Source organism: Bacteroidota bacterium, assembly GCA_016706255.1.
Taxonomy (GTDB): Bacteria; Bacteroidota; Bacteroidia; order Chitinophagales; family BACL12; genus UBA7236.
In genome coordinates, this window is sequence record JADJJZ010000003.1 from 109,327 (window position 1) to 126,931 (window position 17,605).

Here is a 17,605-nt window from a genome sequence, read left to right on the forward strand (position 1 = left end):
GTAATGTATAATTAAGCCGCGTATTTTCTGTTGCGGATAAAGAAATAAATTCCGCTGAAAATATACAGCACCAATAAAGGCGCAATCATATTCAGCAATTGCCATTGTATGCGGTTATCACCCACTTTTTGATCATCCAAAGGGCGCAGTTTTACTTCCTTTGCACGTGTTTCAATTAATCCGTCCTGATCACATAAATATTCAATACAATTCATGGCAAAATCTTTATTGCCATAAATATATCTTTCAATATAATTGATACCTAACATATCAGGTTTGCCTTCTTCATCTACATAATTTTTTATCAAATCACCATCACCTATCATAATTTGTTTAGAGCCTACACCTTTTTCCATATAAGGTGCATTCTGATAGCCGAAACCTAATTGATGTAAGCGGTTAGCTGTTGGTTTCAGTGATTTAAATGCTGATGGGAACTGACCTTCTAACAAAACCGCAACAGGTGTATTTGGTTTGTTATATTGTGCATCAGTTGGTGCAAATTTATTATCAACAATATTAAAATTAACTCTTGCCGGTGCCGAAATATATCGGCTTAAACCTGATGTTGATACTAATATTGTTTTTTTAATGCCTGGCACCGAAATAGTATCAACTGTACTTACAAACTTACCTTCAATAGCATCCACGTTTTTACTGATAGGATGATTCGGATTAAAATTATTTAAAATCGGATTATATGGCCATGGCCGCATCACAAAATTTTCACCATTCGAAACGGGAACATTAATATGCGAACATTGTTTATCCTGCACAATATTAGAGTTTATACGCGCTCCATATTGTAGTAGCATATCCGTAATATTTAATTCACGGTCAATAGCCATAAACTGGCCCTTGCCGGTATATAAACTATCGAAATCAGCAATAACGGGATCAATCAGCCACATTACATTTCCACCCTGCATAATAAATTGATCAATAATATATTTGCCTTCCATCGAAAACGAAATCAATGGTTTAGCAATTACCAACGCCTTACATTCTCTGGGAATTTCGAACGTGCTGTCATCTTCCAATTCAATTTGTGTAACATTATACAGCTCATTTAATGAACCGGCAATATCATTTAATTCGAAACGATTTAATTCACCATGTCCGGAAACAAACGCAACATAAGGTTTGTTGTCATCCGTAATTTGACGGATAGCTTTAGTGAAATTATATTCCAGCAGTGAAATGGAAACGGAAGGGTCGCTATCCGGATTTAAAGGCAATGGCATGGTTCCACGGTCGATAAGCGGAAACGCAATTTCAACATCCTTATAACTGATACTTGCAAAGGGAAATACATATTTTACAGAAGCTTCATCGGTTGCGCTTTCAAAAAATTGAACACTTAAAATACCTTTTTCTTCCAGTTGTTTAATAAACTCAGTCTGATTTTCTTCATTTGGAATGCTAAACGGATCAAACACATCGTATTGCAGATTATCACCCGCATAATTTTTAAACTGATCGAGCATTTCCGTTGTAGACTGTTGCAGGCGCTTTAGGTTCGGCGTTAAATCTCCCCCCAAATAAACGCGCACAAATAAAATATCTTGTTGTTCTTCTAATAAATGTTTGGTTGGTGTGCTCAGCGAAAATCTTTTTTCTTCAGTTAAGTCCATTCTGAAAAAAAATCCCGACAACAAAACATTGGCAATCACAATTATGCCAATGAGTAAAAACAATTGTAAAATTGCCCGTCTCCTGTTTTTTTTATATTGATCTTGTCGTTCCATGCTGTTGTAAAAAACAAAATTTTAAATTACCATTTTCTGCTGCCCAAAGCCGTTTTTGTCATTAAAATAAAAATGCCCACCATGCTGCAGAAATAAATTACATCGCGTAGGTCAATATATCCTTTACTAATATTCTGGTAATGCTGGTTGATACTTATTGCATTAAAATATTTATCGATAGTTCCAACAAAATAAGGAATTAACGAAAGGCTGTCGAATGCGAGGTAAAAAAAGAAACAGGCAAACATACCGGCAATAAATGCAACTATCTGATTGTTGGTTATGCAGGATGTAAATAAAGATATAGCAACAAAAGTAGCGCCCAACAATAATAATCCGATATAAGAACCAATAATTCCGCCCGTATCAACATTGCCCACCGGTGATGCTAATGCACTTACAGTAAAATAATATAATACTGTAGGTAATATAGCAAAGGCAACCAACACGAATGCAGCAAAATATTTTCCGAAAATAATTTGCATATCGGTAATTGGCCGTGTGGTAATAAATTCAAGTGTTCCGCTATTTTTTTCTTCCGCAAAAGAACGCATGGTAATTGCGGGAATCAAAAACATTAAAATCCAGGGCGCGAAATTAAAAAACGAATCCAGTGTTGCATATCCGTCGTCTAAAATATTTGTATCCGGAAAAACCCATGCAAATAATCCGTTCGCAACCAAAAATATGGTAATGGCTATATAGCCAATCAGTGAACTGAAAAACACATTTAATTCTTTTCTGAATATCGCGATCAAAGCAAACTGTTTTGTTGTTTAGAAATGAAGTTGTGTTATTTTGTTAATTCCTGGAATACGTCTTCCAGATTTTGTTTTTCGATATGCATATTCAGCAAGGTATATTTATGTTCTACCGCAAAACGGAATAATTGTTCGCGAATATCACCTTCACCGTAATACGTAATAACTAATTTGTTATCACCTTTCACATTGCGCACACCGGGAATTGTTTTAATTAATTTATGATCAACATTTTCTTTAAATTCAACCTGAATTATGGTTGTGCCTTTTTGTTGTGCTTGTATACCGTCAACCGAATCGTCGGCAACAATTTTTCCCTTATTGATAATAATTACGCGACTGCAAATTGCCTGCACTTCTTGCATAATATGGGTTGAAAGAATTACCGTTTTTTCTTTCCCGATATTTTTAATGAGATTGCGCACTTCAGCTAATTGGTTAGGGTCTAATCCGGATGTTGGTTCATCCATAATTAACACTTTCGGATTGTGCAACATGGCTTGTGCTAAACCAACACGCTGACGATATCCTTTTGATAACTGACCAATTTTTTTTCTCCGTTCTAATGTTAAACCGGTAATGCCAATCATTTCCTCAATCCGCTTATCCGCATTTTTCATTCCGTTTAAACGAGCGGCGAATTCCAGATACTCTTTTACATACATTTCGGGGTACAGCGGGTTATGTTCAGGTAAATAACCAATATTTCGGCGCACATCAATACTGTTTTTTTCGGTATCGAACCCGCAAACACTGGCTTTTCCGGCTGTTTGAGGTATAAAACAGGTAAGCATTTTCATGGTAGTGCTTTTTCCTGCACCGTTGGGGCCCAGAAATCCGACAATTTCTCCGCTGTTTACAGTGAATGAAATCGAATTTACCGCCGTCTGTTCTCCGTATACTTTCGTGAGCTGGTCAACTATTACTGACATAATTTACGGGCAAATTTACGTTAAAGGTCGCTTTAAAAAAGGCATTGTATGCACAATAACGTTATCTGACAAAAAAGTGTATATTTATCATAGCAAACAGGCATCTATTACCCACATCTACATATCTGCAATTCAGTATTTAATCGCTTGAAATGCTTGGTACATGTGCATTTCTTAATATAATACGTTTTTAACATAACGTTAATTTAATTTTGTATAACATGTGCAGGATATTAGTCATTTTTGCAACTCAACTTTCACTCTTTAATTCAAACCAATGAAATTCCTTTACAAAATCTCATCTAAAAGATTGTTTTTGGGATGTGCGTTGATGGTTTCCACGGGCCTTTTTGCTCAAACCAACCCCACGCCGCAAGCCATCCCTTATTCCCAAAATTTTTCCGGTTTATTGCATACTTCTACCACTTACCCTGCCGGTTGGCAAGGTTGGAAGGTTAGCAGTGCAGCAACTAATACCTACCAAACTGTAGCAGCTACCGGCGATCAGGCATTAATTGCCAGCTCTAGTGCTTCTAATAATTCCGGTGGCGTTCATAACTACAACGGTAAAATAGGTGAACTCGCTTCAGGCTCTACCAATCCGGCTATTGCATTGGCTTTGGTTACTACAGGAAGTTCAAACATTAAAGTTACCTACGATATTATGGTGATTCGCAACCCTTATGATGGAGGCGCAAATAACCGTATAAATGAAGCAACGCTCCAATATCGTGTTGGTAATACAGGTGCTTTTACAACATTAACTGGTATAGAATATCAGAGTGGAACTACTTTACAAACAACCACTGGTGTTACAACACCGCAAAACCCGCAAACAAAATCAATTACCCTCCCATCTGCTTGCGATAATCAGCCAATTGTTCAAATTCGCTGGATTTCAAAAGATGTTACAGGGGGCGGTTCACGTCCAAGTTTTGCTGTTGATAATGTAAGTGTTGACGCAGATAATGATAATGATACATATGTATCATCATTAGATTGTAACGATAATGACGCAACAATTTATCCCGGCGCAACCGAAATATGTAATTTTATCGACGACGATTGTGATGCAACTGCCGATAATGGTATAACTTATTTAGCTGTTTATGACGATGCTGATGGCGATACTTATGGTGCCGGTTTAGCAGCAAATTATTGCACTTTCCCGGGTGCTGGATATTCATTAAATAATACGGATTGTGATGATGCAAATGGTTCAATTAATCCAGGTGCAACAGAAATTTGTAACGGATTAGATGATGATTGTGTTGGCGGATTTGATGATGGCTTAACGTTTTTAGATTATTATGCAGATGTTGATGGCGACGGATATGGTCAAGGTGCAGCATTCGGATTTTGTGAAGCTCCGGGTGCACCATATGTATTATTAACGGGCGATTGCGATGATGCAGATGAAAATATTAATCCAGGTGCAACAGAAATTTGTAACGGATTAGATGATGATTGTGTTGGCGGATTTGATGATGGCTTAACGTTTTTAGATTATTATGCAGATGTTGATGGCGACGGTTATGGTCAGGGTGCAGCATTCGGATTTTGTGAAGCTCCGGGTGCACCATATGTATTATTAACGGGCGATTGTAATGATGCAGATCCTTCAATTAATCCAGGTGCAACAGAAATTTGTAACGGATTAGATGATGATTGTGTTGGCGGATTTGATGATGGCTTAACATTTTTAGATTATTATGCAGATGTTGATGGCGACGGTTATGGTCAGGGTGCAGCATTCGGATTTTGTGAAGCTCCGGGCGCACCATATGTATTATTAACGGGCGATTGTAACGATGCAGATGCTTCAATTAATCCAGGTGCAACAGAAATTTGTAACGGATTAGATGACGATTGTGTTGGCGGATTTGATGATGGCTTAACATTTTTAGATTATTATGCAGATATTGATGGCGACGGATATGGTCAAGGTGCAGCATTCGGATTTTGTGAAGTTCCGGGTGCACCATATGTATTAATAACCGGAGATTGTGATGATGCTGATGCTACTGTTTATCCGGGTGTAATTGATTTATGTAATGGCATTGATAACGACTGCGATGGTAATATCGATGACGATGCATTATTTACAACTTATTATTTAGATAATGATGGCGATAATTATGGTGATCAATTATTTGCCGGAACTACATTCTGTTATGTTCCAGCAGCACCTTATGTATTAGATAATACTGATTGTAATGATGCAGACGCTTCAATAAATCCTGGCGCATCAGAAATTTGTAATGCAATAGATGAAGATTGTGATGGTATTGCAGATGATGGATTAACATTCACAACTTATTATAAAGATAACGATGGTGATGGTTATGGAGATGGTACTTATGGCACTGCAACAACTTGCGATGGTGCACCTGCAACTTATGTAGCAGATAACACCGATTGTGAAGATTTTAATGATGCAATTAATCCGGCAGCAATTGAAGTATGTAATTTTATTGATGACAATTGCAGTGGTATTTCAGATGAAGGTTTACCAATATTAACTTTTTATCAGGATGCCGATGGTGATAATTTTGGAAATCCTTTAGCTACACTAGAAGCATGCGGACCATACGGTGCAATGTGGATTACCAATAACGAAGATTGTGATGATACAAATGATGCCGTTTACCCTGGTGCAACAGAAATTTGTGATGGTTTAGATAATAATTGTGATGGTAATGTAGATGATGGTATAGTTACTGCAACTATTTCGCCATCAGGTGTTGTGGTAACTTGTAAAGGTGTTCCGCAAACATTTACAGCAAATACAGGTATTGGTTACACTTATCAATGGTTTAAAAATGGAAACATTATTGTTGGTGCAACAAGTTCAACTTATTCATCAAATAAACCTGCAAACTATCAGGTACAGGTAAATACACCGGAAGGATGTTTCGCATTATCTGAACCAACCGGATTAGGTGTGTCACCAAATCCAAATGCAAATGTATCTGCACCTAACGGATTAAATATGTGCCTTGCTACAGTGAAATTAAAAGCAAGTTTCGGAGCAACATATACCTATCAGTGGTATTTAGATGGAACACCAATTTCAGGTGCTACTAATTTTACCTATTTCCCGGTTACTACAGGAAATTATTATTGTGAAATTACTAATGAATTTGACTGTTCAAGAACTACAGCTACAGTAACTGTAATTAATGTTTGTAGAGAAGGATTATCGACAGAACCGATAGCAGCCAATACAACATTAGCAGTATATCCAAACCCTGCAGATAATTTATTTAATGTAGAAATGGAATTGGATGAATTAAATACAGATGCAACTGTTACTGTGTTTAACATTTTAGGTGAAGTTGTTTACAATGCACAAGTAGCGTTGTTCAACGGAACTTTAAATACAACAGTTGATGCTTCATCGTTTACATCAGGTGCCTATATCGTATCTGTAAGTGTGAATGGAAAAATGTATACTACTAATTTAATGATTACAGAATAATCATTAAACAATAAACAAAAAACCGGTTGTTGAATAATCAGCAACCGGTTTTTTTTATGTGGTTTGTTTTACATTTCAATTAATCTGTTCAGTAAAAGTCCATACTGTGCTAAAGTGCTTTTTTGCATTTCAGCCAGCATAAATTTTTCATCCTCATCAAACAAACGATGTTTTTGTTTGTTTTTGATAATTACTTTTATGAGTCGGCTGTGGTAAGTATATTCAGGAATTAAAATATGCATTTTTTTAGAGCGCATAAATTTTAAATTCTTTTCAGCAAGAACTAGCGCAGTTTTATAATCTCGGTTCAGGTAATGATAGGCTGCAGTTAATTCGCGTAAGGCAAATTGAAATTGCAGCGATGATGTTTTTGTTGTAAGTTTATGCAGCGCATCAAGTTTGATAGCTGCTTCTTCAAATCGACTGGTATGAATAAGGAATTTTACGCATTGAATTAATGCCGACAAATAAAAATTCCCGTTGCTATCTCCAAAAAACTTCTCAAAATATTCTTTACAAATGGTTTCGGCTAAATCGTAACGACCCATTACCAGGCACATTTGGAAATATTCTGCAACATAAATGTACCAACGCAATGGTTCATTTACATTGATGCGGCCATACAAACTATGATAAATATTAAAAGCCTCTTCAAATTCACTGCTCATAAATAATATCTGAGCATAATGCCATTGTGCAGTTAATATTTCGGCTTCTGTAAAGGCTTCTTTGTAGCTGAGAAATAAATCATTTATTTTGCTGATATAAATTCGGCTCTGGGTAAAATCTTTGAGCAGATTATTTAAAAAAATACCACACAACTTGGCTTTGTATAAACACATTGCCGAATTAATAGCAGCTGCTTCACTAATAAGCCGTTCCAGTTTTGAAAATAATTCTTTGTGCCGCTGTGCTTCTGTAAAATCAGCTTTAGTTGTGCTGATATTAATTTCTTTTCTAAATATGGAAATTTTTATCCAAAGCTGGGTTTCGTCAAAAGTAGCTTTCGGGCAATCCTCTAAAATAGCATCACTAATACGCTGAACCTCTGTATCAACATTTTGAACTGCAGTATTAAATAATAACCATTCGAAATAAAATTTATAAAATTCGAATTTTTCGTTTTTGTCTTTTGATAAAAGAATTACTTTTTGTTCATGGTGTTTTAATATACGCAGCGACGCTTTCCATAAACCATTTTTCTGATCAAGATAATTTATCTGGTGATAAATATTGGTGCCGGCTATCGATTCAATTACCTTTTTAAATAAAATGGAATTGATTTTATCCAGATGTGAGGTAGTAATATTCAATCGTTTGCACACAGTAGAAGATGGAAATATCTTGCTGTGTAATTGCAACATCTGTTGCAAAACGTCCCGTTCACGATCCTGAAACGGCAAAGCCAAAACCTTGTCAGTTTCAGTTGGGCTCAGCGTTTTAATTAGCTGATAAATAATTGGCATACTTTAGATAGCTGTTGTGTGTTGTCGCACTCAAAGGTAAGGTTTTTATGTAAGGAATAACCAGTTTTAAGCATGGTTTGCCTATCTTTTTTGCTGTTTTACAAAAAGGGGTATATTTAAAATTGAGCCTTATAATGACGAAACACCTTGCCGCTTGTGAATTTCAAGCTAATTTATAGTTAAAAATCGATTAAGATTATGGAATAATTAGGATGCTTAAAGTTTTAACTTTTCACTCAATTTGCTGTGTACACATATAATGCCTTAAAAATTACGTGCTCAAGTAACTCCAAAAATTGATTCCTATCGCTCAAGGAGCCAAGATTTTTAGTAACTAACTATAAATACTCTTGCTTTTTCCTCAAATTTGCTATCCATTTTACTTATTAACCCAAATTTTATGAACCTAAAATTTACACTCAAAGCAGGTTTACGAACGCTTGTGGTGTTGATGCTATTTGTTAGCAGCAACGTACTTTTGGCCAAAGTGGTATTTATGAAAGTTATGCTGTGCTCAATATTAACGGCGCTGGTAATGCTTTCTATGATATGCAGGCCATAACCGGAAACCCCGATTTACAGGGCGCTAACCTCGGTACCTTTACAATAGGTGCCGGCAATTCACTGGTAATTGCCGGTGGCGAAAACAAAACGTTTAAATGTTCACCATGCGATATTACCAATGGTAATTTGTGGTATCGCGTTTGGTCGGGAAGCCCCTCAGGCTCTTTTTCAAGCATTGGCCTTGCTTTTAACAGCAACCTTGGAACAGGTTGCGGTGGCAACGACCAAAAATGGCAAACACTTTCCGAACCACCAATATTCTTACAGGCCTGCCTGCCGGAAGTTATACTTTGAAATTTATAGCACAGCCGACTACACTGGTTGCGGAACCGGAACAAATTACTCAAGTAATGGAGGTGCCAATTATCAGGCAACATTTACCGTTAATTGCCCTGTTATTACCGTAAGTGAAACACATATTGATGCAACGTGTATAGGCGGAAGTAATAAGGGTAGTATTGATTTATCAGTGAGTGGAAGAGCGCCGTTTACTGCACCGATAACACAAAATACTGCGCAGGATTTTAATACATTATTAAATACAGGTACAAACAATCCATGGGCTGATAATACTACTTTAGCAAATTGGTATTCAAACAGAATAACTTATTGCCAACACAGGAAGTTCAAATACTGGTTGGTGCCTTATAGCTTTGGTTCAACAGATTCAACGACCGATGTTTAGGATCATTAGGTGGTTCTGCGAACCCTTTATTATATGGTGTCAAATTACAAATAGAACAGGTGAAACTTCAAATTCAGTAAACGTAACATTTACTGGCGAACAATGGAGAACGGAGGCTCAACATCTGTTGCAACAACATTAGATTTTGATTATCAAAAAATGCATCAATCATTAGCTACCGGAACTTGGACAGATGTTAATACATTAGATTTACAAGTCCAATTGCTACTGCTACAGCGGCTGCATTGGATGGAAATTTAGCCGCCAACAGAATCAACTTTAATCAAATCGTTTTCAGTAACAATTCTACCAGGAGAAACAATTTGGTTACGATGGTAAGATATTGATAATACATCAAATGATCATGGATTTTGGTGTTGATGATTTAATCGTGACATTGAACAGCGGTTACAGTTAATTATTATGGATACTCATGGTCAAATGGAGCAACTTCTCAGGATATTTCCGCCTTAACAACAAATACATATTCAGTAACAGTTACTGATGCAAATGGTTGTACGGGTACTAATAATATTTTTGTTGAATTGACAGGTCAATCTGTTTATTATGCAGATTCAGATGGCGATGGTTATGGTGATAATGATGTAAGTGAAACTGCCTGTTCACCTTCAGTTGGATATGTTGCAGATAACACCGATTGCAATGATACAAACGGTGCAATTAATCCGGGTGAAATAGAAATTTGTAATGAGATAGATGATAATTGCGATGGAAATATCGATGAGGGTGTATTAAATACTTTTTATGCAGATATTGATGTTGATGGTTTTGGAAATTCAGCAATGTCTACCGAAGCGTGCACAGCACCTGTTAATTTTGTAATGGATAATACCGATTGTGATGATAACAATGACGCAATAAATCCTTTAGCTACAGAAATTTGTGATGGTATTGACAACAACTGCGATGGTAATATCGATGAAGCAGTTTTAAATACTTATTATGCTGATGTAGATTTAGATACCTATGGTGATATTTTAGCAACAACAATGGAGTGTTCTGCGCCAATTGGATATGTTGCAGATAATACTGATTGTGATGATGCCAACGACGCAATTAATCCCGGTGCGACAGAAATTTGTAATGCTATTGATGATAACTGCGATGGTAATAATGATGAAGGTTTAACATTCACATTATATTATGCAGATAATGATGGTGATACTTATGGTAATGCAATAATGACTGCTGAAACTTGCGACGGTGCACCAATTGGTTTTGTATCTGATGATACAGATTGTGATGATAGTGATGCAGCAATTAATCCTGCAGCAACAGAAATTTGTGATGGTATTGATAACGATTGCGATGGTAATATCGACGAAGGTGTATTAAACACTTATTATGCTGATGCTGATGGCGATACCTATGGTGATATTTTATCATCAACAACTGCATGTTCGGCTCCTATAGGTTATGTTGCTAATAGTAACGATTGTGATGATAGTGATGCAGCAATTAATCCTGCAGCTACCGAAATTTGTAACGGTGTTGATGATGATTGTGATGGTTCAACCGATGAAGGTTTAACTTTCACAACTTATTATGCTGATGCTGAAGGTGATGGATTTGGTGATCCTGCATCAAGTGTTACTGCATGTGCAACTCCTGTTGGATATGTAGCTAATAATATTGATTGTCAACCATTATTTATCACTTATGCTGATGCTGATGGTGACTATTTTGGTTATGGTGCTCCAATTCCATGTGGTCCGGTAATTAATAATTCAGATTGTGATGATACACAATTATTATATGCTGATTCCGATGGTGATGGTTTTGGTGCAGGCCCTGCAATTGAATGTGGTGTGCCAACAAATACCGATTGCGCTCCATTTAACAATGCCATTTATCCGGGTGCTATTGAAATTTGCAACGGTATAGATGAAGATTGTGATGGCAATGTAGATGATGGTGTATTAAATACTTATTATGCAGATGCAGATGGTGATACTTATGGTGATGCAACTTCAAGCACTGAAGCTTGTTCAACTCCGGTAGGTTATGTATCTGATGCAACAGATTGTAATGATGCAGATGATGCAATTAATCCTGCAGCAACTGAAATTTGCAACTTTGTTGATGATGATTGTGATGGTATAACTGATGATGGTATTACTTACTTAATTTATTATACTGATGCAGATAATGATAATTATGGTACTGGTTTAGGTGCAAATTATTGCGCTGACCCTGGTTTAGGATATTCAAATAATAATTCGGATTGTGATGATACAAATGGTTCCGTAAATCCAGGTGCCACAGAAGTATGTAACGGTGTTGATGATGATTGTAACGGAGATATTGATGAAGGTTTAACGTTCATTACATATTATGCCGATGCTGATGGTGATACACATGGTGATGCTGCTGTTTCTACAACAACTTGCGATGGCGCACCTATGGGTTATGTATTAAATAGTGATGATTGTGATGATAATAATGATGCTATTTATCCGGGCGTAATTGATTTATGTAATGGCATCGATAACGACTGCGATGGTAATATCGATGATGATGCATTATTTACAACTTATTATTTAGATAACGATGGTGATACTTATGGTGATCAATTAGATGCCGGAACTACATTCTGTTATGTTCCTGCCGCACCTTATGTATTAGATAATACAGATTGTAATGATGCAGATGCTTCTATTAATCCTGGTGCATCAGAAATTTGTAATGCAATAGATGAAAATTGTGATGGTATTTCCGATGACGGATTAACATTCACAACTTATTATGCTGATGCGGATGGTGATATTTATGGTAATGCTGCTATAACTACAACAACATGTGATGGTGCTCCGGTAGGTTACGTTATTGATGATACAGATTGTGATGATTCAGATGCATCAATAAATCCTGGTGCAACAGAAATATGTAATGCAATGGATGAAGATTGTGATGGTATTGTAGATGACGGATTAACATTCACAACTTATTATGCAGATGCAGATGGTGATACTTATGGTAATGCTGCTGTTACTACAACAACATGTGATGGTGCTCCGGTAGGTTATGTTATTGATGATACAGATTGTGATGATTCAGATGCATCAATAAATCCTGGTGCAACAGAAATTTGTAATGCGATGGATGAAGATTGTGATGGTATTGCCGATGACGGATTAACATTCACAACTTATTATGCAGATGCAGATGGTGATACACATGGTGATGTTGCTGTTTCTACAACAACTTGCGATGGTGCTCCAATGGGTTATGTATTAAATAGTGATGATTGTGATGATACAGATGATACTGTTTATCCGGGCGTAATTGATTTATGTAACGGAATCGATAACGACTGCGATGGAAATATCGATGATGATGCATTATTCACAACTTATTATTTAGATAATGATGGTGATACTTATGGTGACCAATTAGATGGTGGAACAACATTCTGTTATGTTCCAGCAGCACCTTATGTTTTAGATAATACAGATTGTAATGATGCAGATGCATCAATTAATCCTGGTGCAACAGAAATATGTAATGCAATGGATGAAGATTGTGATGGTATTGCAGATGACGGATTAACATTCACAACTTATTATGCAGATGCAGATGCTGATACTTATGGTAATGCTGCTGTTACAACAACAACATGTGATGGTGCTCCAATGGGTTATGTAATTGACGATACTGATTGTGATGATGCGGATGGTTCAATTAATCCGGGTGCATCAGAAATTTGTAACGCGATAGATGAAGATTGTGATGGTATTGCAGATGATGGATTAACATTCACAACTTATTATGCAGATGCGGATGGTGATACACATGGTGATGCTGCTGTTACAACAACAACATGCGATGGTGCTCCAATGGGTTATGTATTAAATAGTGATGATTGTGATGATACTGATGATACCGTTTATCCTGGTGTAATTGATTTATGCAATGGCATCGATAACGACTGCGATGGCAATATCGATGATGATGCATTATTCACAACTTATTATTTAGATAACGATGGTGATACTTATGGTGACCAATTAGATGCCGGAACAACATTCTGTTATGTTCCAGCAGCACCTTATGTATTAGATAATACAGATTGTAATGATGCAGACGCTTCTATTAATCCGGGTGCATCAGAAATTTGTAATGCGATAGATGAGGATTGTGATGGTATTGCAGATGACGGATTAACATTCACAACTTATTTTGCAGATACAGATGCTGATACTTATGGTGATGCATTTAATACAACAACAACTTGTGATGGTTTACCTTCAGGTTATGTAACAGATAATACTGATTGTGATGATACACAAAACACTGTTTATCCTGGTGCAGTTGAAATTTGTGATGGTTTAGATAATAACTGTGATGGTAACTTTGATGAAGGAACAGTAACTGCATCAATATCACCTGCAGGTTCAGTTCAAACTTGTAAAGGTGTTCCAACAACATTAACTGCAAATACCGGTTTAGGTTATACTTATCAGTGGTTTAAAAATGGTAATATCATTGTAGGTGCAACTGCATCAACTTATGGTGCAAATAAACCTGGTAATTATCAGGTTCAGGTAAATAGTCCTGAAGGATGTTTTGCATTATCTACACCAACTGTTGTTTCTGTATTGGCAAATCCAAATGCAAATGCATCAGCTCCAAACGGAACAAGTCTTTGTACTACTGTTAAATTAAAAGTAAGTTACGATGCAACTTACACTTGGCAGTGGAAAAAAGACGGAACACCAATTCCGGGTGCTAACAACTATTTATATTTCCCAACAACTGCCGGTTCATATACTTGCCTTGTTACAGCTGCAACAGGTTGTTCAAGAGAATCAAATGCAATAGTTGTAACAGCATGTAAAGAAGGTGAAACAGTTGAGCCAATTGCAGAGGAAACATTTGATATGTTCCCTAACCCAACTGAAAGTGAATTTGTAATTGAATTAAGTATAATTACAAATGCAACTTCTGCAGATGTGCAATTATTTAATATCATGGGTGAAATTGTTTACAATAACAATGTTTCCGTTAACAATGGAAATATCAGCGAAAGCATCACATTAAATGATGCCGTTCCTGCAGGTATGTATATTGTTAAAGTAACAGTTGATGGTAAAGAGTTTACCAAACAATTAATATTGCAGAAATAAATAATTATTTAACCGCTAAATCCCGGATTCCACTTTGGATTCCGGGATTTTTTTTGCTTAATTTTGATAAATATTTGAACCTGCTCATAAAGCAACCAAGTCATGCATATTCGTAAACTAATTGCCATCATGGGTTTTGCAACCCTGATTACAACAAACCTGTCAGCTCAGGTTAATATACTTTCACAAGGTTTCGAAGCCCTGCCTTTTCCTCCAACAGGGTGGTCGAATGTGCGCCTTACCGGTCCTTCATTCCCGGGCAACTGGGCAAGGTTTGGAAATGGCGTTTCTCCGGTTCAAACACCACATACAGGAGCATGGCAAATCCGTTTCAACTCAGCAAATTTCGGCGCAGGAACTTCCGGTGAATTGAGAACCAATGTGCAGGATTTTACAATCGCCGGAACCTATACAGTTAGTTTTTGGATGTACAGAGATAACTGGGTTGGCAACGATAAATTGGAAGTGTTTGTAAATACAGCTCAAACTTCTGTTGGTGGTACTTTATTAGGCACCATTAATCGCGATCGCGCTCAGTCTCCTGCTGAAGGAACTAATGGTTGGTATAAATATACGTTTACCATTCCTTCAACATTTAATACAGCAACAAATTATGTAATTTTTAAAGCAACTTCTGCTTTTGGAAAAGATATTTATCTTGATGATTTAAGTATCGACCGTTTAGCTGCAGCAACTCCCGGTTGTGTTACTTCATTTGTTCCGGCTTCAGGTTCAACAGGAATTTGCACCAATGAAACTTTAACATGGGATATCGTTCCACTCGCTTCAGGTTATAAAATTACTGCCGGAAATAATGCTCCCGATTATAATAATGTGGCAAATAATATTGATTTAGCTGTTGCATTAAATTATACTAATATTTTTAATCCCTCAACAACTTACGGTTGGAAAGTAACACCCTATAATGGTTATGGTGAAGCAACCGGTTGCCCTGTAAATACATTTACAACAGGAAGTGAAGTGTGTTATTGCACACCCGTTTATTTAGAAGGTTCATGTGGTTCAGAAGATTTTATTGATGATTTTTCAACTACCGGTGGTGTAACAAATATTACAAATAATAATACCGGTTGCACAACTAATCCTAATAATTACACCCATTTTGCAGCTCAAAATTTAACCATCGCTCAAGGCGCAATTTTTAATGTAAGTATGCAATCTGGTCCGGAATTCACTGAAGGTTTTGCCATATGGATTGATTATAATATTGATGGTGATTTTGATGATGCCGGTGAATATGTTTTTAATTCTGTTACTGCATCTATTGATGTAATAAATGGTTCAATAACTATTCCATATACTGCAACTGCTGGAAATACAAGAATGCGTATTCGTTGTGCATATAATTATGTGCCTACATCAGGTACAGCATGCGCAACTTTTAATAATGGTGAAACTGAAGATTACAATGTTACCATCACTGCTTGCACTCCGGTAACTTATTATGCCGATAGTGATGCAGATAATTTTGGTAATGCTGCAATTTCTACTCCATTTTGCACGCCACCGGTTTCCGGTTATGTTTTAAATAATACTGATTGTAATGATGCCAGTGCTACCATTTATCCCGGTGCTGTAGAAATATGTAATGGCATAGATGATGATTGTAATGGAACAAATGATAATGGATTAATATTTGTCACTTATTTTGCAGACACTGATGGTGATACTTATGGAAATAACTTAGTTACATCAAATACCTGCAGCGGCGCACCAATTGGTTATGTAAATAATAATACGGATTGTAATGATATAAATGCAACAATTAATCCAGGCGCAACAGAAATTTGTAATACAATGGACGATGATTGTGATGCGTCATCAGATGAAGGTTTAATATTCACCACTTACTATGCAGATGCTGATAGTGACACTTATGGAAATAATTTAATTACTTCAAATACATGTAGCGGCGCTCCAATAGGATATGTAATTAATAATACCGATTGTAATGATGCCAACGCAGCAATTAAACCCGGTGCAACAGAAATTTGTAATGCAATAGATGACGATTGTGATGCATCAACAGATGAAGGTGTTGTTGTTGCAGTAATTACACCATCCGGTCCAACTTCATTCTGTAGTCCGGGAACCGTTACATTACAAGCTACAACCGTTGCAGGATATACTTACCAATGGCTGCGCAATGGCGGAAATATTGGTGGTGCAACAGCTGCAAATTATACCACAAATAAATCAGGAAATTATCAGGTGAAAGTTTCCGTTGCCGGTGGATGTACATTAACATCTGCAACTACCGCAGTTAATGTTATAGCCGCACCAAAAGCAACTATAACTGCACCGGGTGGAACTGATTTGTGCGGATTACCAAGTTTATTATTAAAAACAGGTAATGGTGCAGGATATACTTTCCAATGGATTAAAAACGGAGCAAACATTGCAGGAGCTACTTCAAATACATATACCGTTACAACTATTGGAAATTATAAAGTGAAAGTAACCAATGCATCAGGATGCGCAAAAGTATCTGCAACAACTGCAGTTACTAAATCATGTAAAATGGAAGGTGGTGATGCAACGATCAGTTTAGGTATAAATCCGAACCCTGCTTCCGATTTAGTGCAGTTGTATATTCAAAATGAAACAATAGCAAATCAGCAATTACAAATTGAGATATTTAATCTGGCCGGACAAATAATTTCCGCATCTAATGTTACTATGGATGGTGCAGAATATATTTTATCATTAGATATTAATTCCTGGCCATCAGGTATGTATCTGGTTAAGGTAACAACCGAAGGATATACTACAACCCAACAATTGGTGATATCAAGATAAA

At 36.6% G+C, this 17,605-nt stretch carries 10 protein-coding genes; 6 read left to right on the plus strand and 4 right to left on the minus strand.

Features of this window, described 5'->3' with window-relative positions; all coding sequences use genetic code 11:
- Window positions 1-11: 11 nt before the first annotated feature.
- From gldG to gldA, 3 genes are read right to left on the minus strand one after another with little or no spacing between them, the layout of a single operon-like run.
- Window positions 12-1,748, minus strand: coding sequence for a gliding motility-associated ABC transporter substrate-binding protein GldG (gene gldG / locus IPI65_02165; protein ID MBK7440356.1), 1,737 nt, complete (start codon window positions 1,746-1,748; stop codon window positions 12-14).
- A gap of 26 nt (window positions 1,749-1,774) precedes the next feature.
- Complete coding sequence (gene gldF, locus IPI65_02170) at window positions 1,775-2,506, minus strand: gliding motility-associated ABC transporter permease subunit GldF (protein ID MBK7440357.1); 732 nt, start codon at window positions 2,504-2,506, stop codon at window positions 1,775-1,777.
- A gap of 35 nt (window positions 2,507-2,541) precedes the next feature.
- Window positions 2,542-3,441: a gliding motility-associated ABC transporter ATP-binding subunit GldA gene (gldA, locus tag IPI65_02175; GenBank protein ID MBK7440358.1), complete on the minus strand. Its 900-nt coding sequence runs from the start codon at window positions 3,439-3,441 to the stop codon at window positions 2,542-2,544.
- A 277-nt stretch (window positions 3,442-3,718) separates the two neighbouring features.
- On the opposite strand from gldA, the gene IPI65_02180 reads away from it, so the two are divergent.
- Window positions 3,719-6,922 (plus strand): T9SS type A sorting domain-containing protein, encoded by a 3,204-nt coding sequence (locus tag IPI65_02180; protein MBK7440359.1) that lies wholly within the window; start codon window positions 3,719-3,721, stop codon window positions 6,920-6,922.
- A gap of 68 nt (window positions 6,923-6,990) precedes the next feature.
- Here IPI65_02180 and IPI65_02185 read toward each other — a convergent pair whose 3' ends face one another.
- Entirely contained in the window at window positions 6,991-8,388 is a 1,398-nt protein-coding gene (locus tag IPI65_02185; GenBank protein MBK7440360.1) for a hypothetical protein, read from the minus strand.
- Between the two features lie 510 nt (window positions 8,389-8,898).
- Between IPI65_02185 and IPI65_02190 the strand changes: the two genes are divergently transcribed.
- From IPI65_02190 to IPI65_02210, 5 genes are all read left to right on the plus strand, one after another.
- Window positions 8,899-9,246: a hypothetical protein gene (locus tag IPI65_02190; protein MBK7440361.1), complete on the plus strand. Its 348-nt coding sequence runs from the start codon at window positions 8,899-8,901 to the stop codon at window positions 9,244-9,246.
- On the plus strand, window positions 9,167-9,637 hold the full coding sequence (locus tag IPI65_02195) for a hypothetical protein (protein MBK7440362.1): 471 nt from the start codon (window positions 9,167-9,169) through the stop codon (window positions 9,635-9,637). Before IPI65_02190 ends, IPI65_02195 begins: the two co-directional genes overlap by 80 nt.
- A gap of 102 nt (window positions 9,638-9,739) precedes the next feature.
- Window positions 9,740-9,898 carry a hypothetical protein gene (locus tag IPI65_02200; GenBank protein MBK7440363.1) on the plus strand — a complete coding sequence of 53 codons (159 nt, stop codon included), beginning with the start codon at window positions 9,740-9,742 and terminating at the stop codon, window positions 9,896-9,898.
- 284 nt (window positions 9,899-10,182) lie between these two features.
- Window positions 10,183-14,784: a T9SS type A sorting domain-containing protein gene (locus tag IPI65_02205; GenBank protein ID MBK7440364.1), complete on the plus strand. Its 4,602-nt coding sequence runs from the start codon at window positions 10,183-10,185 to the stop codon at window positions 14,782-14,784.
- Between the two features lie 102 nt (window positions 14,785-14,886).
- Window positions 14,887-17,604: a T9SS type A sorting domain-containing protein gene (locus IPI65_02210; GenBank protein MBK7440365.1), complete on the plus strand. Its 2,718-nt coding sequence runs from the start codon at window positions 14,887-14,889 to the stop codon at window positions 17,602-17,604.
- Window position 17,605: the final 1 nt, after the last annotated feature.